This is a genomic window from Embleya sp. NPDC056575 (assembly GCF_042793325.1).
Taxonomy (GTDB): domain Bacteria; phylum Actinomycetota; class Actinomycetes; order Streptomycetales; family Streptomycetaceae; genus Embleya.
Map to the genome: position 1 here is coordinate 22,701 of NZ_JBHTVA010000067.1, position 20,723 is coordinate 43,423.

The window sequence follows — 20,723 nt, forward strand, 5'->3', positions numbered from 1 at the left end:
GGCGTCATCCCGTGGCGCGCGGCGCCGAGCGCACGACGGCGTCCGGACCGTCGAGCCGGTTCCGGCTGTCCCGAATCGCCTCCCGCTCCCGGGTCGGGTCGAAGCCCCGGGTGGCCAGGAAGTAGGCGGCGCCGGAGACGACCAGGCCGACCACGAACGCGATGTCGGCGCCGTCGAGCGTGTCGACCATCGGCCCGGTGTAGAAGCCGGTGGTCATGAACGGGATCGACGCGGCCACACCGAGGGCGTAGGCGAGCAGACCCGCGCGGCCCCAGCGGCCGTAGATGCTGTCGGGGCTGAAGATCTCGGTGATGGCGTAGTGGCCCCGGCGCACGAAGTAGTAGTCGATGAGATTGACCGCGGTCCAGGGCGCCAGGGCGTAGAGGATGAGCGTGATGAAGTCGTTGAAGCTGTCCAGGTACTTCCCCGGCAGGCCCTCGGCCACGGCGAAGACGACCGCGGCACCGGTCGCGACGCCGACGACACGGGTGCGGGCGGTCAGCGCGATCGGCCGGAAGGCGTGCACGATGCTCAGGCCCGAGAGCATCGCGCCGTAGAGGTTGACCCCCATGATGGCGATCGCGCTGGGGACCAGGACCGCGATCACGGCGGTCTTGCCGAAGCCGGAGAAGAGCGTGTCGCCGATGTCCTGGAGGTTGACCAGCGCGTCGGGGACGGGAACGGAGCCGGCGATGAAGTTCCCGAGCACCATCAGCCAGATCGCCGACAGGGCGGCCCCGGCGTAGGTCCAGCCGATCACCCCGCGCGCGGAGGTGTCCGCGGGCAGGTATCTGGAGTAGTCGGAGACGTAGACGGCGTAGCCGAGTTGGTAGCCGGCGGCGGCGACGAACTGGGCGAGTGCGGCGGCCCAGGTGAAGGAGGCGGTGTGCGGGTCGTGATGCGGGCTCAGGTGCGTCAGGGCGAGCACGGTGAGGATCCCGAACACGGGTACGACCAGGTACGGCAGCAGGCGCAGCACGGTGTGCAGCAGGTCGTAGCCGACGATCGCGAGCACGGCCGCGAGCAGTACGATCACCACCGCCCACAGCGTGGTCGAGCCGGGTAGGACCGTTTCGAGCACCTGGGAGGCCAACAGTACGCCGAAGGCGCTGAAGCCGATGTAGACGCAGATGACGGCGAGCATCGGTACGAGCGCGCCGCGGGTGCCGAACTGGGCGCGTGACTGGATCATCTGCGGCAGGCCCATGGTGGGCCCCTGGTTGGCGTGGAACGCCATGAAGCAGGTGCCGAACAGGATGCCCAGGACGGTGGCCGTGATCGACCAGCCGACGGACAGTCCCATGACCGGTCCCGCGAAGCCGACGACCATGGTGGTCGGCACGAACTGTCCGGTGAACCAGAACGGTGCCTGGTGCCAGGCGCGGCCGTGTCGCTCGGACTGCGGGATGTAGTCGATCGAACGTGTTTCCAGGACCGGGCCGCTGCGCGAGTTCTCGCCGGGTGCCGGCTGCCGGCTCCTCGTCGCGCCTGTGTGGTCAGCCATGTGCCCTCCTTCACGTGGGGCAGAATCTACAGTTGTCTGCCGGTTTGTCTGCTCGGGGAGACGCGGCCGGTGTCGGCCTGTGCCACGAAGTCGGCGAAACCCGCGATGGCGCGGGCGAAGGTGCGCGCGGCGAGGGCGAGGTCGCCGATCCCGACCCACTCGTCGGCGCCGTGGGCCTGCTCGATCGAGCCGGGGCCGTAGACGACGGTGGGGATGCCGAGACGATTGCGCAGGAAACGGGCGTCGGAGCCGAGCGAGAGGCCGATGAAGCCCTCGTCCGGCGCGACGCGCGAGCGGGATCGGGTGTGCGGGCGCGGTCGGCACGTGTCGACGAAGTCCGCGAAGGGGTGGGGCAGGGGCAACTCGGACGCCTCGCAGAAGAACGTCGGCAGTACGCGATAGTCGACGTCGGGGCAACTCGCGTCGATGGTGCGCACGATCGAGGCGTACACGTCGTCGGCGCTCTCCCCGGGCAGCGTGCGCCGGTCGATGGTCAGTTCGCAGGCGGGGGCGATCACGTTGGCCGCGACGCCGCCGCGCACCATCGCCACGTTGCACGTCGGGCTGCCGAGCAGCGGGTGCGGCCGGTCGTGGAATCGGGCCAGGTGCAGGGCGGTGGTGATCCGCGCCGCGTCGGCCACCGCGGAGCGGCCGAGCGCCGGTTCGCCGCCGTGTCCGGCCGTACCGAACACCTCGATCCCGGCCTGCCAGGAGCCGCGTTCGGCCACCGCGACGCGCAGCCCGGTCGGCTCGGGGACGATGCACGCGTCGGCCCGGACCAGGCCGGCGTCGACGAGTGCCGCCGTACCGTGGGCGCCGCCGGTCTCCTCGTCGGCGACGAGGTGGAAGACGATGTCGGCGTCCGGTGCGAGCCCGGCGTCGAGGCACGCGCGCAGCCCCTCGACGGCGGCGGCGATCCCGCCCTTCATGTCCGCCGCGCCGCGACCGATCAGCCGGCCGCCGCGCACGACCGGGTCGAACGGCGGCGTGGTCCAGTCCGCCTCGACCACGGGCACCACGTCCACGTGGCCGTTGATCAGCAGGGTCGGCCGTCCGGGCGCGCCGGTGCCGTACCGGGCGAGCACCGACGGCCGGCCGCCGCGCGACGTGAACACCTCGCCGGAGCAGCCGATCGCCCCCATCAGGTCGAGCAGCGCGGGTACGGCCGCGTCCTCCCGGCCGGGCGGGTTGCGGGTGTCGACGCGCACCAGGTCGGCCGCGGTGCGGGTGACCCGATCCACCCGGACGAAGGCGTCGACGGCGGACTCGGGTGTGTGCGGCGAGGGGCTCGCCATCAGCGGGTCACCTCGCTCCTCGGCAGGATCCCGACCTGCGCCAGGCCGCGCGCGAACTCGGCCAACCGCGGTCGCTCGGCGCTCAGTTCGTCGATCAATGCGCGGCCCGCGTCGATCCGGCCGCTGCGCAGCAGCACCACCGCCCGCCACAGGTCCGCCTCGCGGTTGGCGCCGAGACCGATCGCGGCGGACGCGAGCGCGGCGATGGTCTCCCGGGCCCGGTCCGCGACGATCCCCGAGGCGTCGCCGATGACCAGGGGCGGGGCGAACAGGGCCGCACCGATCGCCCGGAAACCGTCGTGGATGGGCAGCAGCCGGCGCAACTCGCCCACCGGGTCCGCGTGGTCGTCGACCCGGATGTCCGCGAGCACGTGCCGCCAGGGCCGCTCGTCCCGGACCGGGCCGACCACCTTGAGCACCGCCGACTGCGACCCGCGCGCGTCTCCCCCGGCCCGTTCGCCCGCGAGCAGCGCCGCGACGAGCCGGTCGGCGTGGGTCGAGGTCGAGGCGCGGTGGGTGGCGAGCATGGCCGTGCACACCGTGTCCGAGACGAGCATGTTGCCCATCGCCGCCATGCCCTCGCCGCGCGCGACGCCGGTGTGCGGCGCGCAGCCGGTGCCGCCGAAGCAGGCGTAGCGGCCGCCGGCGTCCATCACGATCGCCTGGCGATACTCGGCCTGCGGATCCGCCGACGTGAGCGTGTCGAGTACGTCGTCGGGCGTCGCGCCCGCCCGCAGCAGCGCCAGGCCCTCGTGCGGCCAGTCGGTGTTGGCGAACGCCTGGCTGACCACCACGCCGACGCCGGCCTCGGCGTCGCCCACGACGGAGCCCACGGCGAAGAAGTGCGACTGCGAGGCGAACCCCAGGGAGCCGTCGTCGGGATTGAAGCTCACCATCGAATAGGTCATCGAAATCTCCGATCGCTGTCGTGTGCCGTTGTGGGGCGGCCGGGCCGGGGGGCGCCGGGCCGGCCGCCCGACGTCTCAGCCGCCGGCGCGTCCCGGAAGCAGCGGAAGCAGTTCGCGCGCGAGCAGGTCGACCTGTGCCTCGGCGTCCTGGTCGGGGTCGAGGCAGAGCGCGACGCGGTCCGCCCCGGCCTCGGCGAGGAGCGTGATCCGCTCGGCGCAGTCGGCGGGGGTGCCGACGACCGCCAACTCCTCGATCCAGGCGTCGGGGATGGCCCGTACCGCGTCGTCGAAGTCCAGTGCGGCCAGTGCCTCGGCCTCGTCGGCGATCCCGTGCGCCTCGGTCATCGGGTTGCGCGGTCCGGCGAGGAGGTACAGCCCGAACAATTCGCGCAACCGTTCGCGGGCGACGGCGGCGTCCGGGTCGACCGAGCACAGCGCGTACGCGACCAGGTCGTGCCCGGCCCCGGCGCCGCCGGCGGCCACCCGCTCGGCGGCCCAGCGCACGTAGCGCGTGCCCGCGAGCACGGAGAGCACGGTTCCGTCGGCCGAACCCCCGGACATGGCGAGCGCCTTGGGGCCTCCGACGCCCGCGAGGATGGGTGGCACCACCGCCGGCGGGTGGGCCAGTCGCACCTCGCGGGCCCGATACGAGGACGCCTCGACGGTCAGCGTCTCCCCGGCGAGGAGGGTGCGCAGCCCGGCGATGACGTCGCGGACCGAGGCCAGCGGCGTCCGGGACCGGATCGCCATCTGATCCAGCCAGTCCGGGACCCCGGCGCCGACCCCGGCGCTCAGCCGGCCCGGGTACAGGCCGGCGAGCGTGGCCAACTCCATGGCCAGCAGCGCGGGATGGCGTGAGGTGGTGGGCACGATGCCGATGCCGACCGGGAGTTCGGTCGCGGCCAAAACGGCTCCGGCCGCCGCGATCGCGCCGGTGTAGAAGTAGTCCTCGCCGACCCACAGTTCGTCGAAGCCGCCGCGCTCGGCGGCCCGGGCCGCCGCGACGATCTCGGCCGGTCGTTGCGAACTGCCCAGCACGAGGGCGATTCGTGGGGCGCGTCCGGTGGTGGTCATCTGCTCAGGCGCCCTTCGGGAGCGGGTTCCAGGGTGTCCACCCCAGGCCGCGGCTGTCGGTGGAGTCGTCGAACCCGGGCCGCTTCTCGTCCGGGTCGGGCAGTGCGGTGATGTGGGTGTGCCACATGCGCCATTCGGGCGCGCCGGTGCCGCTGTCGCGGTGGTAGATCTCGGTGGCCCGGCCGCGTGTCGCGTCGACCGCGTCGACCGTCCACTCGCCGCCGTCCAGCATCTCCGCGTCGATGGTGAACTCGCAGGCCAGCCAGGCGGTGTCGCCGCGGACCTCCAGGCGCATGACGTGGGTCCGCAGACCGCCGGTCTGCGCGATGAGTTCGCGGTACCACTTCCACAACGCGACCTTCTCGGTCATGCCGAAGTACGGGTGCCCGTTGAAGTTGAACATCAGGTACTCGTCGCCGGGCGACGGGAACACCTCGACCATGCGGTCGATGTCCCAGCCGATGTTGGACTCCCACCACTGCCGGTGCAGGCGCAGGATCTCGGCGATGTCCGCCTCGGGTGCGGTGCGTTCCGCGAATGGGGTGTCGGTCATGCCGGGCTTTCCTTTCGGGTGATCGGGCCTCGGTCGGGTCGGGGTTGGCCCGACCGGGTGCCGTCGACGAGGGAGGCGATGTACGCCGCGACCCGGGCGGGTGCGGTGTACATGGGCAGGTGTCCGTGTCCGACCAGGACCGCGAGCCGGCCCGCGGTCAGGTCCGCGAAGGCGCGGGAGTCCGCGACGGGGCAACCCCGGTCGCCGTCCCCGACGATGGCGAGGGTCGGACAGCGCAGACGGGGCGCCGCGTCCAGGCCGGCGGCCGCGGCGGCGGCCGTCCAGATCGCCGCCGCCGTGTCGTCGGGGTTGACGCTGACGTCGGCCGCGACGGCGGCGAACAGGGCGTCGTCCAGGCCCGGTTCGTCCGCGAGCACATCCGACACCGCCTGCCGTACGCCCATCGCGGCGATGGCCGCCAGGAACTCCCGCGTATCGCCCGGTTCGGCGGCGCGGAAGGCACCGCCCACCGTGGTCACGCTCGCGACCCGGTCCGGGTGCGCCGCCGCCAGCTCGACCGCCACGGCGGCGCCGACGGACGCGCCGACCACGTGCACCCGCGCCGCGTCCAGCGCGTCCAGGAGGGCCACACACTCCGACACCCACCCGTCCACGCCGTAGGCGGCGCGGCGTGGCGACGCGCCGTGCCCGGACAGGTCGATGGCCGCACACCGCCAGTCGGCGGGCAGCGCCGCGAGCACGGCGCGCCAGCAGCGCGCCCGGAGGTTGGCCGGGTGGACGAGGAGCACCGTGGGGGAACCGGGCAGGCCGCCCTGCCTGAGCAGTGCGGACGTGGAATGCGCGGCCGCGTCCGCGTCCGCCGTCGTGCCGAAGACGATTCGTTCCAGGGATGACATCGAGGCTCCCCTCTTCGCTTGGGGCGCCATAGTTACAGTAACGATGTAAGTTTGTCGAGAGCAGAGATCGCGAACCGCCCTAGACTCCGGGGCATGAGTTGGCGAACGATCGGCGATGTGGCGGCCGAGGTCGGGGTCAGTCCCCAGACCCTGCGCGCGTGGGAGAAGCAAGACCTGCTCGTACCGGACCGGACGCCGGGCGGGCAACGCCGCTACGGCCCCGAGCACGTCGGCCGGGCCCGCCGGATCGCCGACCTGCGCCGCAGACACGGCTGGAATCCCGCCGCGATCCGCACCTCACTCGGCGAACCGGACCCCGCCGACGCCGCTCCCCCGGACGCCGACGAACCGGCCGCCGAGGCACCGGCCGACGGCGGTCGACTGCGCCGCGCCCGACTGGCGAGCGGCCTGTCCCTGAAGGAACTCGCCGCGCTGACCGGCACGTCCGTATCCCACCTGTCCTCCATCGAGCGCAGCGTGGAACGTGCCTCGACCCAGCTGATCGCCCGGATCACCGACGCCCTCGGCGTCCCGATGAGCAGCCTCGCGTCCTTCACCCGGACCAACGCCAGTGTGGTCCGCGCCGACGAGCGGGCGAGCGTCGTCCTGGAGGGCGGCGTGCAGTGGGAGGAACTGCTCCTGCCCGGCCACGACCTCGAACCGGCCCTGCTGACCATTCCGCCGCACGGATCCAGCGGCGGCCCCTACTCCCGGCCGGGCGAGTCCTTCGCGTTCGTGATGTCCGGATCGCTCCGCGTCCGGGTCGGCGGCGGGTTCGGCGACCACGAGCGGGTCGCCGAACCCATAGACATCGCCGAGGGCGACTCGGTCGCCCTCCCGTCCCGCACCCTGATCTCGTGGGAGAACGTGGGCCGCAAGACCGCCCGGGCGATCTGGATCGAGGTCCTCTCCCCCAATGCCTGGTCCGACCCGATGACCCGACGCGTCATCAAGGCCGCGTCCGGCTTCACCCCGCCCGACGACGACCCCGCGCCGGACCGGACCTGATCCGGCCCGACCGGGGCGCTCACCGAGGACGGTCGATACCGGCGCCGGTCGACGCGGGGCTCGCTCGGGTCAGCCCCGGGCCTCCTGCAGCCACTGCAGGATCTCGGGGGTCACCGGGTCGACGAGGTCGGCGAACTCCTCGTGCTTGCCCAGGAATTGCTTGACGTAGGGGCAGACCGGGACCACTCGCATCCCGGCGGTGCGCACGTCGTTCAGCGCCTCACGTACCAGCACGGAGGCCAGACCTCGGCCGGCGAACGCGTCGTCGATCTCGGTGTGGTAGAAAACGCGCTGCTCGCCCCGGTCGTGGTACGCCGTGAGACCGGCGAACGCGTCGTCGACGCGGATCTCGTAGCGGTGCCGGTCGGCAACGTTGTGGACGGTGGGTACAACGGCCTGCTCCGTCATCGCGAATCCTTCGTGGGGTGGGGCGGGTTGAGCCGGATTGCGAAAGTTCCACTTTCAACAATCACAATGTTGATGATAGGACGTGCGACGAGGAATCGCGCGATCAAGGAGTGCAGATGACCGAAGCGGTAGTGCCGGCCCAGGACCGACGTGTCTACATCGACAAGCAGAGCCCCGCCGCGTACAAGGCGTTGCTCGCGACCGCCGAGGCCGTGCACGAGGTCGCCGCCGAGGCCGGTCTGGAACGCGCGCTCGTCGAACTGCTGAACATCCGGGTGTCCCAGCTCAATACCTGCGCGTTCTGCCTCGACCTGCACACCCGGACCGCGTTGCGCGCGGGCGAGACGCCGCAGCGGATCGCCGTGCTGCCCGCCTGGCGCGACACCCTGCTGTTCGACGCCCGGGAGCGGGCGGCGCTCGCGCTGGCCGAGGCCACCACGCATCCCGCCGACGCGGGTGCGCAGCACACGGCGTACGAGGCGGCGCGGGCGGTGTTGTCCGATGCCGAGATCTCGGCGGTGATCTGGGTGGCGATCACGATGAACGCGTTCAACCGGGTGTCGGTGTTGAGCAAGCACCCCGTACGCCCGCCCGCCACGACCCGTTCGGCCTGATCCGCGAGGGGGGCGCGTTCGGCCCGGCCCGGGAGGTGGGTACCGTGACGCGGGTGATTGTCGTCGACCCACTCGCCCTCGGCTGATGCGTGGGCGGGGGCTGCCCGTCGCGATCGTGCACGCGTGTCTGCGCGGAGGCGGCGCGGACGGTCGAGGCCACGGCGGCAGTCCCACCGCCGTGCTCGACGACGTGGCGCTGAGCGATGCCGAGCGGCGGCGGATACCAACCCTGTCGGGCACGTCGCACGCCGTGTTCGTCTCGGTGCGCGAGGAGCGCACCCACGAGCCGGCGGTCTCCCTGCGCTTCTTCACCGCCGAGGGGGAACTGCCCGCGTGCGGCCACGGGACGGTCGCCGCGCTGGCCTTCCTCGCCGAGCGGGCCGCGGGGGACGAGCGGGCCGTACGGGCCGATGGGGACGAGTATCGGGCCACGCTCCACACGGCGGGCCGCGTCTTCGCGGGCCGGGCGACGCGGCGGGCCACGCACGTCGACGCCACGTTCGACGCCGGCCGCATCGGGCTGCGCGCGGCCACGGCGGGCGAGTGCGACCTCGTCCTGCCCGCGCTCGGCATCGCCCCCGACGCCGTCGCCGCCGACATCCGTGTCGGCTCGCCGGGGCGGTCGCGGTTGCTGGTCCCCGTCGCCGGCCGGTCCGCCCTCGCCGCCCTCGATCCGGATCCGGAACGGCTGCGTGCCGCGTGTGATCGGCTCGGCTTCCTGGGCTGCTGCGTCTACTCCGTGCCGACGCCCACCGGCCGGATGGCGGCCCGCGTGTTCGCCCCGTCGATCGGCGTGCCGGAGGACATCGCGAACGCCAACAGCACCGCGTGCCTCGCCGCGCACCTGGCCGATCGGGGGTTCACCGAGATCGCCGTCGAGATGGGCGACTCGCTGGGCAGCCCCGCCACGATCACCGCCGGCACCTCGGGCACGTCGATCCACCTGGGCGGCGCCGCGCGGGTCACCCGGACGGTGCGTCTCACGACGGGTTGACCCTCTCCCCGTGTCAGGCGGTCGAGTGTCCGCATGTTCGCCTATGTGGGCTCCGGGCCCTACTGCTACTCGTCCTCCCTCGCGATGGTGCTCGGCGCCGACGCCCCCTCGCTCGCCGTCATCGAGACCCTGACCGGCTCTCCCTTCGGCTGCCAACTCATCGGCGGCGTCGTGCCGTTGTTCGATCCGTACGGGTGGGATCCGGATCGGGGCGTCGACGACGCGATCGCGCTCCTCGGCTGGTCCCGCACGCGCGTCGCGGGCGGCACGCCGACGGAGGCCGTCGCCCGGCTGCGGGCGGCCTGCGCCCGCGGACCCGTCCTGGTCGGCCCCGTGGACATGGGCCTGCTGCACTACCAACCCGAGACCCGAGGGGCGTTCGTCCAGGGCTCGGGAGTCGCCTCCCCGGGCATCGGGGACGACATCGGCGGTGACCTCGGGGTCGCCGACCACTACGTGGTGGTCCTCGAAGTCACCGACGACACCGTGCTGTTGCACGACCCGCACGGCCATCCGTACGCCACCCTCCCGACCGACCGGTTCGCGGCCTCGTGGCAGGCGGAGAAGATCACCTACACCGACGAACCGTTCGTCATGCGGACCGACTTCGTGCGCCACGAACAGGTCGCCCCCGCCGAGGCGTTGCGCCGCTCGCTGGCCGCGGCCGTCGGCTGGTCGGGCGGACGTGAGGACCTGCCGATGCCGGCGGGATCCCTCGCCGGCGGCGCCGCGCTGGAACGCCTCGCCGCCCAGGTGGACGCCGGACTCGCGGCGCAGGTCCGGGTCCTCCTCGAAGTGTTCGCGATCCGCGTCGGCGTCCGCCGGCTCGTCGACGCCGCGACCTGTCTCGCGGGGATCGGCCGGACCGAGGCCGCCTCGATCGCGAGCGACCAGGCCCGGATCCTCGGCGGCCTGCAATACCCCCTGGTGATCGGCGACGACCGGGCCCTGGCGGCCGGGTTCCGCCGGCTGGCCCCGACCTACGGGCGCCTGCACGGGGTGCTCGCCGCGTCGCTCCCGTAGGGCTCGCCGGCGGCTACCTATGCGTGACGGATTCGCCCGGCTCCGGCCGTGCGTACGTTCGTCGGGCGGGGACGACCGGGGCGACCGGTCGCACGCGAACGGAAGGACGATTCGAATGAACGCGGACCCGACCTCGGACCCCACCCGCGACGTGGTGGGCGAACTCCTGCGCCGGATCGGGCTCGGCGACGCCGAGGCGATCGCCGACCTGTACGCCGAATCCGTCGACTGGAAACTGGACTGGCCGCTCGCCGAGCACGGGCGGGCGGCCACGCCGTGGATCCGGCGGCGCACCACGGGTGCCGAGGCCGCCGAGCACTACCGGCTGATCGCCGAGCACCACGTGCCGGAACGGGTGGACACCACGGTCGAGCGGATCCTGGTCGACGGTGCCGACGCCGTCGTGCTGGGCGAGATCCGGCAGACGGCGCGCGGCACCGGGCGGGCGTACACGGCCCGCTTCGCGCTGCACCTGACCGTCGAGGACGGCCTGATCACCCGTCATCACGTCTACGAGGACAGCCTGGCCGTCGCCGCCGCGTTCGACGGCGACGGCGACGGCCGGGCGGGCGACGTCACGCGCTGAGCGAGGCGCCGAGAAACCCGAGGATCTCCGCCCGCGCGGGCTCGGCCTGCGGCACCAGGCCCGGCAGGCTGAGGAACGCGTGCCCCGCTTCCGGGTATTCGGTCAGCCGCGCGGGCGTGCCGGTCGTGTGTAGCCGTTCGGCGTAGCGGCGGCCGTGATCGGCCAGCGGGTCCCGGGTCGGCACCACCACGAGCGCCGGGGCCAGGCTGCCCGGTGTGTCGGCGTGCAGCGGCGAGAGCGGGCGCGGGTCCGTGCCCGCCGGCACCCCGAGCCGCCGGATCAGGCGCAGCACCGGCAGGGCGAGCGTCGGGGTCTGCGCGTACTCCCGCATCGAGTCGTGCTCGAACATCGTGTCCGTGACGTCGACGGCGGGGTTGACCAGCACCTGCGCCCGAAGCGGCAGTCCGGCCTCGGCGGCCCGGATCGCGACCAGGGCGCAGATCAACCCGCCGCAACTCTCGCCAAGGACGGCGGTCCGGGCCGGGTCGATGCCCCACTCGGCGGCGTGTCGCACGACGTGGCGGTATACGTCCCAGCCGTCTTCGACGGCCGCCGCCAGCGGATTCGCCTCGTCCACGAGGCGGTGCTCGACCGAGACGACGACCGCGGGCAGCCGGCCGGCGAGTCCGCTGTTGACCCAGTCGCTCTGTACCGCCGTGCCCACGAAGCCGCCGCCGTGCACGTGCAGCACGAGCGGCAGCCCGGCCCCGGCGTCCGACCCGCGCCGCCCGTCGGGTTCGGGCGGCGCCGGCCGGTATACCCGCACCGGCAGATCGCGGCCGGGCAGCGCCAGGGTCCGCCACTCGATCGTGACGCCGGGCTCCGGCTCTCCGGTGATCGCCCGCGCGGCGTCGGACGCCCGGAAGCGGTTCTCCGCCTCGCGATAGGCGACCAGTTCCCCGGCCGTCAACTCCGACCAGTTCGGCTCCGCCGGCCGCTCGATGGTGGTGACCTCACTCATTGTTTCTCCTTGCGCTCCGGGTTGTGCTCGGCCTGCCCAGGTTTCGATACCCGAGGTATCGCTACCTCAGGTATCGATACCTAAGGTAGCGCAAAGAGGTATCGTGTGGCCATGACATCGACTGCTGCCGCCAGGCCGCCCGGTCGTCCGCGCGCGGGCGTCAACGACGTGGTCTTCGCCGCCACGCTGAGCACGGTCCGCGAACTCGGTTACGCGCGCGCCACCGTCGAGCGCATCGCGGTCGCGGCGGGCGTCGCGAAGTCGACCGTGTATCGGCGCTGGCCGTCGAAGGGCGCGCTGATCGTGGACTGCCTGCTGGACGCGTTCGGCCCGGCGCCGCTGGAGGGCGCCGATCGTGCCGAGGCGCTGACCTCGACCATCCGCTGGATCGCGGCCAAGATCGGCGAGCCGGGAGTGGGCGACGCGTTCGCCGGCGTGTTCAGCGACGCGGTCAGCGATCCCGCCCTGCGCGAGATCCTGTCCACGCGATTCCAGGACCCGTACCGCATCGCCTTTCAGAACGCGCTCGGCGAGCCGGAGAATCGGGTCCTGTTCTTCATCGACGTCGTCGTCGGAACCCTGCTCCACCGCATGGGCATGACCGGCGAACCGATGGTCGAGGCCGACGTCACCGCACTGATCGAGATGATCGTGCCCCTCTTCGCCACCGACGGGCCCGCCGATCCGGTCTGAACGATCCGGCCGAAAACGGGCCGATCCCTGTTTCGGGGTGAGCTGGTTCCGGTGCCCGCGACGTGGTCTCCTGGGCGCGGGGCACCGGTTGCCCCGATTCGTCGTCCCGACCATGCGGTGTCGGGAGGAATGTCCGACACCGGTGAAGGAGTTCGCAATGTCCGCACCCTCGTTATCGACGCCCTGTACGTCGAAGCCTTCGGGCGCCGGGCTCGGCCGTCGGCTCCGCGCCGCCGCCGCGTGTGCCGTCGTGGTCGCGGGACTGGCCGCACCCACGGCCGTCGCCGCGCCGCACGCCGCGCACAGCGCCGCCACACCGCATCACGCCGCCGTACGGAACACCAAGTCGCTCGTGGTGCTCTGGGCCGAGGCCCGGCCGAGTTCGTTCCCGCCGAACAACGGCACACTGACCATCGGCGGCACCTATACCTGCACCGTCGGCAGCACCGTGCAGGTCGGGTTCAGCTCCCTCCAGATCATGCCGACGGCGATGCCGTCCGGCGCCGGTTTCCTGCCGTGCGGCCCGGGCGTCGTCGACGCGACCTGGGAGTTGACCAGCCTCGGCACCCCTGACGTGCATCACGGAAACGTGTCCGTCTTTCCCACCTTCGACGGAGCCGGCCAACTCCCGGTGCAGTTGACCGCTTAGCGGCGAACGACCGGCGCCTCGGCGGTGATCAGACGCCGGGGCGCCGACCCGGGGTGGAACCCGGGCCGAAGTCGGCCGGGGCGCCGCCGAGATGGCGGGCGAGGAAGCGTCCGGACTCTTCCACCTCGAACGCGGGCACGTCCGTGTGGCCGCCGGTGTTGGCGCGCAGCGTCTTCTCCTTCGCACCGAACGCATCGAAGAGGGCCAACGCGCGGTCGCGCGGGATCAGTTCGTCGTCCCACTGGACGAGGAACCCGATCGGGACGGTGATCCGCATCGCCGCCTCCATCAGACTCGTGTGCCCGGCGAGGCCGAACACCGCCGCGCCGATCCGCGGTTCGGCGGCGACGAGCGGGATGCCGATCGCGCTGCCCATGGACAGGCCCCAGTACCCGACCGGGCCGGCCGCGCCGACATGCTCCGAGTCCCGGAGGGCGTCCAGGACCGCGCGCCACTCGGGTACCGCCCGGGCGGCCAACTCACCGCTGTAATCGGCCAGTTCGGAACCCAGCGGGCGGCCAGCCGCGATCCGCTCGCGCACGCCGGCGGCGAACTCCTCGTCCCGACGCGTCCTGGGCCGCCCGCCGTGCCCGGGGGCGTCGACGGCCGCCACCGCGAATCCGTGGGCGGTCGCGAACCGGCGGGCCCGAGCGGCCAGGCCCGGGGTCCGCACGTGCGTGCCGCCGCCGTGACCGAGCAGCACCAGTGGACGTGCGTCGGGGGCCTCGGCGGGCGTCCACAGCACACCCGGGATGTCGCCGAGGCCGAAGGCCCGTTCCGAGACGTCGGCCGAGGTCGTCTCCGACGTGAAACGCACGCGCATGGGGTTCCACCTTTCGCGGCGGGCACCGCGGCACGGGCCCGCCATCCGCCGTCCGCCGTCCGCCGTCCGCCGCCGGTCAGGATGCCGCGGTCCGGCGAACGATCGCCGGAACGATGGTGTCCCACGTCGCCTCGGGCGGCATCTGGTGACCCATGCCCGGCACCGGGGTCAGCGTGCTGCCGGGGATCTCGCGGGCCAGGGCCTCCGCGTGGCCGTACGGGAACAGCGGATCGGCGGTGCCGTGCAGGACGAGCGTGGGCGCGGTGATCTCGCCGAGGCGGGCGCGGATCGGCTCGCCGCCGTCGATCGCCCAGTGGTTGGCCGCGGCGGCGGGGACCGGGCTGCGGTCGAACGCGCGCCCCGCGGTCAGCCGCACGCGCTCCTCGTCGACGGGAATGGTCCCGGCGAAGGCGTGTTCGGCGGCCAGGAAGTACGCGATGACGGCGTCGCGGTCCGCCCAGTCGGGGGCGGGCGCGGGTTCGGCGAACACCTTCCGCAGGGACTCGCTCATCGGCGGCAGCTCCGGGCCGTCGTTGTCGCCGGGGCCGCCCGGGCTGGTGGAGAGCAGGGTGAGCGTCAGGACCCGTTCGGGGGCCCGGAGGGCCAGGCGCTGGGCGAGTCCGCCGCCCATGGAGATGCCGACGATGTGCGCGGCGGACAGTTCGAACGCGTCCAGCACGGCAAGGGCGTCGGCCGACAGGTCTTCCTGGGTATACGTCGGCGCGCCGAGCGGGAAGGTGGTCGACTGCCCCGTGTCGCGGGTGTCGTAGCGGATGACGTACCGGCCGGATTCGGCGAGCCGGGCGACGAAGTCGTCGTCCCACCAGTCCCGGGACGCCTCCGCGCCGCCGATGAGCAGGATCGCGGGTGTCGCCGGGTCGCCGAATGCCTGGGCGGCGAGGTCGGCGCCGCCGGCGTGGACGACGCGCTCGGACGAGGTGGGGTGGGCGGCGCGCATGGATGCCTCCGGTGAGTGGGTGGGGCGATGCCCCAACCGTACTACGATTTTCGAAGCTTGCGCTACGATATTCGTAGCGAGATGCTTCGTGGTGACACTTTCGAAGGAGGCGGGGATGCCGGCAGCGACTCCCGGCGGCGCGCACGACGGTCGACGCACCTACGGCCAGGCGTGCCCGATCGCGCACGCGCTCGACCTGATCGGCGAGCGCTGGGCCCTGCTCGTGGTGCGCGAACTGCGGCTCGGGCCGCGGCGATACGCCGACATCCAGGCGGCCCTGCCGGGTCTGGGCCCGAGCGTGCTGGCCCAGCGGCTGCGCGATCTGGAGGCAGTGGGCGTGCTGCGGCGGCGCGTGCTGCCGCCGCCGGCCTCCGCCAAGGTGTACGAACTGACCGAATGGGGCGCCGAGTTGGAGCCGGTCTTCGCGGCGCTGCGGGTGTGGGGCATGCGCTCGCCGGTGGTGCCGCTCCGGGGGGACATCGGCAGCGACACGGTGCTGCTCGGCCTTCGGGCGTACTTCGTGGCCCGACCGCAGGACCCGTGGACGGCGGCGTACCGGATCGACCTGGGCCGCGAGACCTACCGCGTCGTGGTCGTCGACGGCGAACTCGTCACGGTCGCCCGCGGCGAGGACCCGACCGCGCCCGCGCCGGACGTACACGTCGTCGCCGAGGCCGCGACCCTGCAGTGCGTCCTGACCGGAAAGGTCCCGCTGGCATCCGCCCTCGCCGACGCCGGCCTGACCGTCACGGGCGACATGGCGGCACTCGAACGCCTGGTCGAGGCACTGCCGGCGCGCTGAGTCCGCGCGGGCGTGGATGCGGGGCGCGCACCACCGCCCGGTGTCGGACCCCTCTGGGAGCCTGGCACGCATGGCCCAACCGCTCAAGGACATGATCAACGCGACCTCCGTCGCCACCCTGGCCGACGCCGTCGCCGCCGCCCGCGACGGCTTCCCGCGCGACCGCTTCGTCGCCGCCGCGCTGACCGGGCTGGACGACCTGGAGCTCAAGGCCCGCGTCGGCCACGTCGCCCGGGCGCTGCACACGACCCTCGACCTGCCCTTCCCGGCGGCCGCGGAGGTCCTGCGCGCGGCGACCGGGCACACCGTCCTGGACATGTGGAGCGGCTGGCCCGCCACCGACTACGTCGCGGTGCACGGCGTCGACCACCTCGACGAGGCCATGGCCACGCTCGCCGTGATCACCCCCTTCGCCACGGCCGAGTTCGCGGTGCGTCCCTACCTCGACCGCCACGGGGACACCGCGCTGGAGGTCATGCGCGGCTGGGCCGACTCCGCCGACGAGCACCTGCGCCGGCTCGCGTCCGAGGGCACCCGGCCCCGACTGCCCTGGGGCACGCGGGTGCGCTGGTTGATGTCCCCCGGTCCGACGCTGCCCGTCCTGGAGCGGCTGCGCGACGACCCGAGCGAGTACGTCCGGCGCTCGGTCGCCAACCACGTCAACGACATCGCCAAGGACCACCCCGACACGGCACTGGCCCTCCTCGGCCGCTGGCACGCCGAGGGCGGCGTACACACCGACCGTGTGGTCCGGCACGCCGCCCGGGGCCTGCTTCGGGCCGGCCATCCCGAGGCACTCGGCCTGATCGGCGCGGCACACGGCAGCGGCACGGTGGAATCGCTCGTCGTCGCGGACACCGTCACGACCGGCGACCGCATCCCGTTCACCCTCACGGTCCGCGCCGACGCCCCCGGACCACTCGTGCTCAAGTACGCGATCGCCCGCGACGGTTCCCGCCGCGTCTTCCACCTGGCCGAGCGGGTGGCCGAGGCCGCCGGCGACACGTTCACCCTCGCCAGATCCCACTCGTTCCGCCCGGTAACCACCCGCACCGAACCCCCGGGCCCCCGCACCCTCCACATCATCGTCAACGGCGAACCCCGAGCCACCGCCCCCTTCACCCTGCTCCCCTGACCCGACCAAGGCCCGAAATCTCCACCGGGCATTCGCCGGTGCCGGCGCGGCCGTCGTCACCGCGGGTGCGCACCGTCTGCTGAGGCGTTTCACGGCACCGGCACGGTCGACACCGACGCGGCCCGCACCTTCGCCCCGCATGGCGGGGCGTTTGTCATTACGTCATCACGTCATCACGGCTCGGGGAGAGTGTGGCCGGACCGGGCGTGAGGGCCGTGCGCTCGGCTCGGTCATGATCGAATCGCAGGTCGGTGCGCCCGGTCGCCTTGCATTTCGGGTGTGCGCGTCGCCTACATGAATCAATTCATTCAAGCCGTTGACGTTGGTTTAAATGCATGCAAGATTCTGCGCACCACAACGCCACGCATGTACGCAGATCGACGGGGAGACGCCCATGACCCTCGAGCAACCGTCCGAATCCCGTCTCGCGGTGGAGCACCGCACCATCGAGGTGATCCCCGACGCGGAGCGGCACGGCACGCCGCGGAGTCAGTTCACCCTGTGGTTCGGGGCGAACATGCAGATCACCGCGATCGTCGACGGCGCCCTCGCGGTGGTCTTCGGCGCCGACGCGTTGTGGGCGATCCCGGCCCTGCTGATCGGCAACATCCTCGGCGGCATCGTCATGGCGTTGCACTCGGCCCAGGGGCCCCGGTTGGGTGTGCCGCAGATGATCTCCAGCCGCGCGCAGTTCGGCGTCTTCGGCGCGGTGCTGCCGCTGGTCATGGTGATCCTGATGTATCTCGGCTTCGCCGCGACGGGCAGTGTGCTGGCCGGGCAGGCCGTCTGCGAGATCCTGCACATCGACAACACCAAGGTCGGCATCCTGATCTTCGGCGCGTTGACCGCCGTGGTCGCGGTGACCGGATACCGACTGATCCACCTCGCGGGCCGGATCGCGACGGTCGCCGGCATCGTGGGTCTGGGCTACCTGGTGATCGCCCTGTTCGCCAAGTACGACGTCGGCGCGCACGTCGGCGACAAGTCGTTCGACCTCACGACCTTCCTGCTCGCGATCTCCCTGGGCGCGGGCTGGCAGTTGACCTTCGGTCCCTACGTGGCCGACTACTCCCGGTACCTGCCGCGCGAGACCAGCGAACGCGCCACGTTCTGGTCGACCTTCGCCGGCAGCGTCATCGGTTCGCAGTGGTCGATGACACTGGGCGCACTGATCGCCGCCGTCGCGGGTGACGCCTTCCTGCCCGACCAGGTGGGATTCGTCGGGGATCTGGCCGGGCCGGCGTTCGTCGCGTTCCTGATCTACCTGGTCATCCTGGTGGGCAAGCTGACGGTCAACTGTCTCAACGCGTACGGCGGCTTCATGTCGATCCTGACCACGGTGACGGCCTTCGACGGCCGGTCCCGCATCTCGCCCGTCGTGCGCGCGGCGTACATCGTCGCCTTCACCGCGACATCGGTCGTGATCGCGATCGCGGCCAGTGCGGACTTCCTCGGCAACTTCAAGAACTTCGTCCTGCTCCTGCTGATGGTGTTCACCCCGTGGAGCGCCATCAACCTGACGGACTACTACCTGATCTCGCGCGAACGCGTCGACATCCCCGCCCTGTACGACCCGAACGGCCGCTACGGGCGCTGGAACATCCCGGCGCTGACCTGCTATGTGGCCGGCGTCGTCGCGCAGATCCCGTTCCTGGCCCAGAAGTTGTACACCGGACCGCTGACCGAACGCCTCGGCGGCGCGGACATCTCCTGGATCGTCGGCCTCGCGTTCACCGCGGTCGTCTACTACGCGTGGGCCCGCAAGACCAACAACCCGCCCGCCGAGACCATTTACCCGGCCGCGGATCGCGGCGACGACGCCTCGAGGGTGCTCGTGTAGCTACTCGCCCCCGGCCATCGCCGCCCGCATCTTCGCGACGGTGACGGCCGGGTCGTAGTTCTCGGGGACACCCTCGACCAGGATGATGTCGCCCTCGATGTGCCGCGAGCGCAGGGGGGCGATCTCCTGGTACGCGGGCGAGTCCCACCAGGTCCGGGCCTCGGCGATGCCGGGGAAACCGATCATCACCACGCCCCCGGGCCAGGTGCCCTCCTTCACCTCGTGCGGCGTGACATGCACGAGGAAGCGGCCGCCGTATGGCGCGAAGGTACCGGGCAGGCGCTCGATGTAGTCGGCGATCTCCGGGTGCGGGGCGGCGTCCCGCAGCTTGGCGATGACGTAGGCGGTCATGTGTGTTCGCTCCTCTGTCGTCGGGTTTCCCTGGCGAACACCAACCTAGGCAGTCACCGACGATGGGGAATCGGTCGCGCATAGGTACTTTCCGCGCACCGCTTCGGTGCCGGTTGCCGTCGTGTCGATCGCGATCACGCCCCGCGCGCACCTCGGCGGGCGCGGTAGGCGGCCACCGCGTTGCGGTTGCCGCACGCGGTGCTGCAATAGCGGCGCGAGCGGTTGCGGGTGAGGTCCAGGACGATGCCGCCGCACCCCTCGTCCGCACACGGGAACAGCCGGGACATCTCGTCCATGCGGACCACGTCGGTCATCGCCATCGCGGTCTCCACCACCACGCGGCTCGCCAGTGGCGCGTCGCCGGACACCGCGTGCAGATGCCAGTCCTGGTCGTCGTGCCGCACGAGCTGCGGAAGCGCGCCGGCGGCGGCCAGCATCGTGTTCGCCAGGCCCGCGGCGCGGTCGCGGTCGGCGGTCAGCAGCTCGCGCAGCACCGGGCGCAGCGCGCGCAGGCTCGCGAGTTCGGCGGCGTCGCCGTCCCGGCGGCCGGTGTAGCGATGCTCGGCGTACCACGCGTCCACGTCCCGCACCGTGGTGAGCCTGTCCGGCGCCTCCGCGCTGTTGATCAGCGCCACGACGGCCTGCAGCGACGACTCGGTGTCATGACCAAAAATCATTTTGACAGCTTACCAACCGCACCCCTACCGTCATGATCCATGACCGATGTAGCCCATGACATCCCGCGTGTGCGCAGCTTCTCCGGCCCCTCCACCCATGCCGGTCTCGGCGGCGGTCTCCTCCTCGCCCTCGTCTCGGCGACCTCCTTCGGCATGTCGGGGTCGTTGGCACGGGGGCTGCTCTCGTCCGGCTGGAGTCCGGGGGCGATCGTGCTGGCCCGGATCGGTCTCGCCGCGCTCGTCGTGGCGCCGTTCGCGTTCGTGGCCCTGCGCGGGCGGTGGCATCGACTGCGCACGCAGGCCCGCACGGTGCTGGTGTACGGCGTACTGGGCCTGGCCGGCGCGCAGTTCTGCTTCTTCTCCGCCGTCACCACGATGGACGTCGCACCCGCGCTGCTCATCGAGTACACCGCCCCGGCGGCGGTCGTGGTCTGGCTCTGGGCGCGCCGCGGTCGGCGCCCGCGACCGTTGACCCTGGCCGGCACCGGGCTGGCGGCCGTGGGCCTGGTCCTCGCCGTCGACCTGTTCTCCGGCGCCGATCTGGCCTGGTCGGGCGTGGCCTGGGCACTCGCGGCGATGGTGGGCCTGACCGCCTACTTCCTGATCGCGGCGGACACCGACACCGGCCTGCCCCCGGTGGCGCTGACCGGTGCCGGTCTGGTGGTCGGCTCGGTCACCCTCGCCGTGCTCGCGGCGGTCGGCCTGCTGCCGATGCACGCCGGCCTCGACCCGGCCGACTACCGCACCGGCAGCACACCCTGGTGGGTGCCGGTGCTCCTGCTCGGCCTGGTCACCGCCGCCCTGGCCTACACCACGGGCACCGCGGCGGGCCGCCTGCTCGGCTCCCGCACCGCCTCGTTCGTCGCCCTCCTGGAGGTGGTCGCCAGTGTCGGCTTCGCGTGGTTGCTGATCGACGAGGCGCCGAACACCGCCCAGACGGTCGGCGGCCTGCTGATCATCGGCGGCGTCGTGCTGGCCGGACTCGACAACCGCTGACGCTCCACGCCGCT

The 20,723-nt window shown here is 72.4% G+C and carries 23 protein-coding genes; 11 read left to right on the plus strand and 12 right to left on the minus strand.

Annotation, left to right across the window (positions count from 1 at the left end; translation table 11 throughout):
• Positions 1-4: 4 nt before the first annotated feature.
• The 6 genes from ACFRCG_RS37765 to ACFRCG_RS37790 form a co-directional block, all read right to left on the minus strand.
• Complete coding sequence (locus ACFRCG_RS37765) at positions 5-1,504, minus strand: purine-cytosine permease family protein (RefSeq protein ID WP_380040022.1); 1,500 nt, start codon at positions 1,502-1,504, stop codon at positions 5-7.
• 26 nt (positions 1,505-1,530) lie between these two features.
• Positions 1,531-2,799: a M20 family metallopeptidase gene (locus ACFRCG_RS37770; RefSeq protein ID WP_380040024.1), complete on the minus strand. Its 1,269-nt coding sequence runs from the start codon at positions 2,797-2,799 to the stop codon at positions 1,531-1,533.
• Entirely contained in the window at positions 2,799-3,707 is a 909-nt protein-coding gene (locus ACFRCG_RS37775) for a DUF1028 domain-containing protein (RefSeq protein WP_380040026.1), read from the minus strand. Before ACFRCG_RS37775 ends, ACFRCG_RS37770 begins: the two co-directional genes overlap by 1 nt.
• Before the next feature lie 75 nt (positions 3,708-3,782).
• The gene (locus tag ACFRCG_RS37780; RefSeq protein WP_380040028.1) at positions 3,783-4,781 is read right to left on the minus strand and encodes an LLM class flavin-dependent oxidoreductase; all 999 of its coding nucleotides are present in this window, start codon (positions 4,779-4,781) and stop codon (positions 3,783-3,785) included.
• Between the two features lie 4 nt (positions 4,782-4,785).
• Positions 4,786-5,334 carry a YybH family protein gene (locus ACFRCG_RS37785; RefSeq protein ID WP_380040030.1) on the minus strand — a complete coding sequence of 183 codons (549 nt, stop codon included), beginning with the start codon at positions 5,332-5,334 and terminating at the stop codon, positions 4,786-4,788.
• Positions 5,331-6,191, minus strand: coding sequence for an alpha/beta fold hydrolase (locus ACFRCG_RS37790; RefSeq protein WP_380040032.1), 861 nt, complete (start codon positions 6,189-6,191; stop codon positions 5,331-5,333). The genes ACFRCG_RS37785 and ACFRCG_RS37790 overlap by 4 nt, the downstream gene beginning before the upstream one ends.
• A 93-nt stretch (positions 6,192-6,284) precedes the next feature.
• On the opposite strand from ACFRCG_RS37790, the gene ACFRCG_RS37795 reads away from it, so the two are divergent.
• Complete coding sequence (locus ACFRCG_RS37795) at positions 6,285-7,199, plus strand: MerR family transcriptional regulator (protein WP_380040034.1); 915 nt, start codon at positions 6,285-6,287, stop codon at positions 7,197-7,199.
• A gap of 69 nt (positions 7,200-7,268) precedes the next feature.
• Here the strand turns inward: ACFRCG_RS37795 and ACFRCG_RS37800 are convergent, their stop codons facing one another.
• Positions 7,269-7,607: a GNAT family N-acetyltransferase gene (locus tag ACFRCG_RS37800; protein WP_380040036.1), complete on the minus strand. Its 339-nt coding sequence runs from the start codon at positions 7,605-7,607 to the stop codon at positions 7,269-7,271.
• Between the two features lie 116 nt (positions 7,608-7,723).
• On the opposite strand from ACFRCG_RS37800, the gene ACFRCG_RS37805 reads away from it, so the two are divergent.
• The 4 genes from ACFRCG_RS37805 (at position 7,724) to ACFRCG_RS37820 (ending at position 10,824) form a co-directional block, all read left to right on the plus strand.
• A complete protein-coding gene (locus ACFRCG_RS37805) occupies positions 7,724-8,221 on the plus strand; it encodes a carboxymuconolactone decarboxylase family protein (RefSeq protein WP_380040038.1) in 498 nt (165 codons plus the stop codon).
• Between the two features lie 85 nt (positions 8,222-8,306).
• Complete coding sequence (locus ACFRCG_RS37810; protein WP_380040040.1) at positions 8,307-9,215, plus strand: PhzF family phenazine biosynthesis protein; 909 nt, start codon at positions 8,307-8,309, stop codon at positions 9,213-9,215.
• 33 nt (positions 9,216-9,248) lie between these two features.
• On the plus strand, positions 9,249-10,238 hold the full coding sequence (locus ACFRCG_RS37815) for a cysteine peptidase family C39 domain-containing protein (protein ID WP_380040042.1): 990 nt from the start codon (positions 9,249-9,251) through the stop codon (positions 10,236-10,238).
• 115 nt (positions 10,239-10,353) lie between these two features.
• Complete coding sequence (locus tag ACFRCG_RS37820) at positions 10,354-10,824, plus strand: nuclear transport factor 2 family protein (protein ID WP_380040044.1); 471 nt, start codon at positions 10,354-10,356, stop codon at positions 10,822-10,824.
• Here the strand turns inward: ACFRCG_RS37820 and ACFRCG_RS37825 are convergent.
• A complete protein-coding gene (locus ACFRCG_RS37825; RefSeq protein ID WP_380040046.1) occupies positions 10,814-11,785 on the minus strand; it encodes an alpha/beta hydrolase in 972 nt (323 codons plus the stop codon). The two genes, ACFRCG_RS37820 and ACFRCG_RS37825, sit on opposite strands and share 11 nt — an antisense overlap.
• A 111-nt stretch (positions 11,786-11,896) precedes the next feature.
• Between ACFRCG_RS37825 and ACFRCG_RS37830 the strand changes: the two genes are divergently transcribed.
• Both ACFRCG_RS37830 and ACFRCG_RS37835 read left to right on the plus strand, forming a co-directional pair.
• Positions 11,897-12,478 carry a TetR/AcrR family transcriptional regulator gene (locus tag ACFRCG_RS37830; RefSeq protein ID WP_380040048.1) on the plus strand — a complete coding sequence of 194 codons (582 nt, stop codon included), beginning with the start codon at positions 11,897-11,899 and terminating at the stop codon, positions 12,476-12,478.
• Between the two features lie 157 nt (positions 12,479-12,635).
• Complete coding sequence (locus ACFRCG_RS37835; protein WP_380040050.1) at positions 12,636-13,127, plus strand: hypothetical protein; 492 nt, start codon at positions 12,636-12,638, stop codon at positions 13,125-13,127.
• Between the two features lie 28 nt (positions 13,128-13,155).
• On the opposite strand, the gene ACFRCG_RS37840 is transcribed toward ACFRCG_RS37835, so the two are convergent.
• Positions 13,156-13,944 carry an alpha/beta hydrolase gene (locus tag ACFRCG_RS37840; protein ID WP_380040090.1) on the minus strand — a complete coding sequence of 263 codons (789 nt, stop codon included), beginning with the start codon at positions 13,942-13,944 and terminating at the stop codon, positions 13,156-13,158.
• 82 nt (positions 13,945-14,026) lie between these two features.
• Positions 14,027-14,908: an alpha/beta fold hydrolase gene (locus tag ACFRCG_RS37845; RefSeq protein WP_380040052.1), complete on the minus strand. Its 882-nt coding sequence runs from the start codon at positions 14,906-14,908 to the stop codon at positions 14,027-14,029.
• A gap of 115 nt (positions 14,909-15,023) precedes the next feature.
• Here ACFRCG_RS37845 and ACFRCG_RS37850 point away from each other — a divergent pair, with 115 nt between their 5' ends.
• The 3 genes from ACFRCG_RS37850 to ACFRCG_RS37860 all read left to right on the plus strand — a co-directional run bounded on the left by ACFRCG_RS37850 (position 15,024) and on the right by ACFRCG_RS37860 (position 18,685).
• The gene (locus ACFRCG_RS37850; RefSeq protein ID WP_380040054.1) at positions 15,024-15,710 is read left to right on the plus strand and encodes a winged helix-turn-helix transcriptional regulator; all 687 of its coding nucleotides are present in this window, start codon (positions 15,024-15,026) and stop codon (positions 15,708-15,710) included.
• 70 nt (positions 15,711-15,780) lie between these two features.
• Entirely contained in the window at positions 15,781-16,845 is a 1,065-nt protein-coding gene (locus tag ACFRCG_RS37855) for a DNA alkylation repair protein (protein WP_380040056.1), read from the plus strand.
• A 394-nt stretch (positions 16,846-17,239) separates the two neighbouring features.
• Positions 17,240-18,685 carry a purine-cytosine permease family protein gene (locus ACFRCG_RS37860; protein ID WP_380040058.1) on the plus strand — a complete coding sequence of 482 codons (1,446 nt, stop codon included), beginning with the start codon at positions 17,240-17,242 and terminating at the stop codon, positions 18,683-18,685.
• On the opposite strand, the gene ACFRCG_RS37865 is transcribed toward ACFRCG_RS37860, so the two are convergent.
• Positions 18,686-19,036: a DUF1330 domain-containing protein gene (locus ACFRCG_RS37865; RefSeq protein WP_380040060.1), complete on the minus strand. Its 351-nt coding sequence runs from the start codon at positions 19,034-19,036 to the stop codon at positions 18,686-18,688.
• Between the two features lie 134 nt (positions 19,037-19,170).
• A complete protein-coding gene (locus tag ACFRCG_RS37870; protein WP_380040062.1) occupies positions 19,171-19,713 on the minus strand; it encodes a CGNR zinc finger domain-containing protein in 543 nt (180 codons plus the stop codon).
• 39 nt (positions 19,714-19,752) lie between these two features.
• Between ACFRCG_RS37870 and ACFRCG_RS37875 the strand changes: the two genes are divergently transcribed.
• Entirely contained in the window at positions 19,753-20,709 is a 957-nt protein-coding gene (locus tag ACFRCG_RS37875) for a DMT family transporter (protein ID WP_380040064.1), read from the plus strand.
• Positions 20,710-20,723 lie beyond the last annotated feature (14 nt).

Excerpts from the sequence above, each read along its gene's own strand:
- ACFRCG_RS37835 (WP_380040050.1), top strand. The coding sequence starts at position 12,636 with ATGTCCGCACCCTCGTTATCGACGCCCTGTACGTCGAAGCCTTCGGGC.
- ACFRCG_RS37775 (WP_380040026.1), bottom strand. The coding sequence starts at position 3,707 with ATGACCTATTCGATGGTGAGCTTCAATCCCGACGACGGCTCCCTGGGG.
- ACFRCG_RS37790 (WP_380040032.1), bottom strand. The coding sequence starts at position 6,191 with ATGTCATCCCTGGAACGAATCGTCTTCGGCACGACGGCGGACGCGGAC.
- ACFRCG_RS37780 (WP_380040028.1), bottom strand. The coding sequence starts at position 4,781 with ATGACCACCACCGGACGCGCCCCACGAATCGCCCTCGTGCTGGGCAGT.
- ACFRCG_RS37870 (WP_380040062.1), bottom strand. The coding sequence starts at position 19,713 with ATGATTTTTGGTCATGACACCGAGTCGTCGCTGCAGGCCGTCGTGGCG.
- ACFRCG_RS37865 (WP_380040060.1), bottom strand. The coding sequence starts at position 19,036 with ATGACCGCCTACGTCATCGCCAAGCTGCGGGACGCCGCCCCGCACCCG.
- ACFRCG_RS37795 (WP_380040034.1), top strand. The coding sequence starts at position 6,285 with ATGAGTTGGCGAACGATCGGCGATGTGGCGGCCGAGGTCGGGGTCAGT.
- ACFRCG_RS37850 (WP_380040054.1), top strand. The coding sequence starts at position 15,024 with ATGCCGGCAGCGACTCCCGGCGGCGCGCACGACGGTCGACGCACCTAC.
- ACFRCG_RS37765 (WP_380040022.1), bottom strand. The coding sequence starts at position 1,504 with ATGGCTGACCACACAGGCGCGACGAGGAGCCGGCAGCCGGCACCCGGC.
- ACFRCG_RS37845 (WP_380040052.1), bottom strand. The coding sequence starts at position 14,908 with ATGCGCGCCGCCCACCCCACCTCGTCCGAGCGCGTCGTCCACGCCGGC.
- ACFRCG_RS37830 (WP_380040048.1), top strand. The coding sequence starts at position 11,897 with ATGACATCGACTGCTGCCGCCAGGCCGCCCGGTCGTCCGCGCGCGGGC.
- ACFRCG_RS37770 (WP_380040024.1), bottom strand. The coding sequence starts at position 2,799 with ATGGCGAGCCCCTCGCCGCACACACCCGAGTCCGCCGTCGACGCCTTC.
- ACFRCG_RS37800 (WP_380040036.1), bottom strand. The coding sequence starts at position 7,607 with ATGACGGAGCAGGCCGTTGTACCCACCGTCCACAACGTTGCCGACCGG.
- ACFRCG_RS37805 (WP_380040038.1), top strand. The coding sequence starts at position 7,724 with ATGACCGAAGCGGTAGTGCCGGCCCAGGACCGACGTGTCTACATCGAC.
- ACFRCG_RS37825 (WP_380040046.1), bottom strand. The coding sequence starts at position 11,785 with ATGAGTGAGGTCACCACCATCGAGCGGCCGGCGGAGCCGAACTGGTCG.
- ACFRCG_RS37875 (WP_380040064.1), top strand. The coding sequence starts at position 19,753 with ATGACCGATGTAGCCCATGACATCCCGCGTGTGCGCAGCTTCTCCGGC.
- ACFRCG_RS37855 (WP_380040056.1), top strand. The coding sequence starts at position 15,781 with ATGGCCCAACCGCTCAAGGACATGATCAACGCGACCTCCGTCGCCACC.
- ACFRCG_RS37860 (WP_380040058.1), top strand. The coding sequence starts at position 17,240 with ATGACCCTCGAGCAACCGTCCGAATCCCGTCTCGCGGTGGAGCACCGC.
- ACFRCG_RS37820 (WP_380040044.1), top strand. The coding sequence starts at position 10,354 with ATGAACGCGGACCCGACCTCGGACCCCACCCGCGACGTGGTGGGCGAA.
- ACFRCG_RS37785 (WP_380040030.1), bottom strand. The coding sequence starts at position 5,334 with ATGACCGACACCCCATTCGCGGAACGCACCGCACCCGAGGCGGACATC.
- ACFRCG_RS37815 (WP_380040042.1), top strand. The coding sequence starts at position 9,249 with ATGTTCGCCTATGTGGGCTCCGGGCCCTACTGCTACTCGTCCTCCCTC.
- ACFRCG_RS37810 (WP_380040040.1), top strand. The coding sequence starts at position 8,307 with ATGCGTGGGCGGGGGCTGCCCGTCGCGATCGTGCACGCGTGTCTGCGC.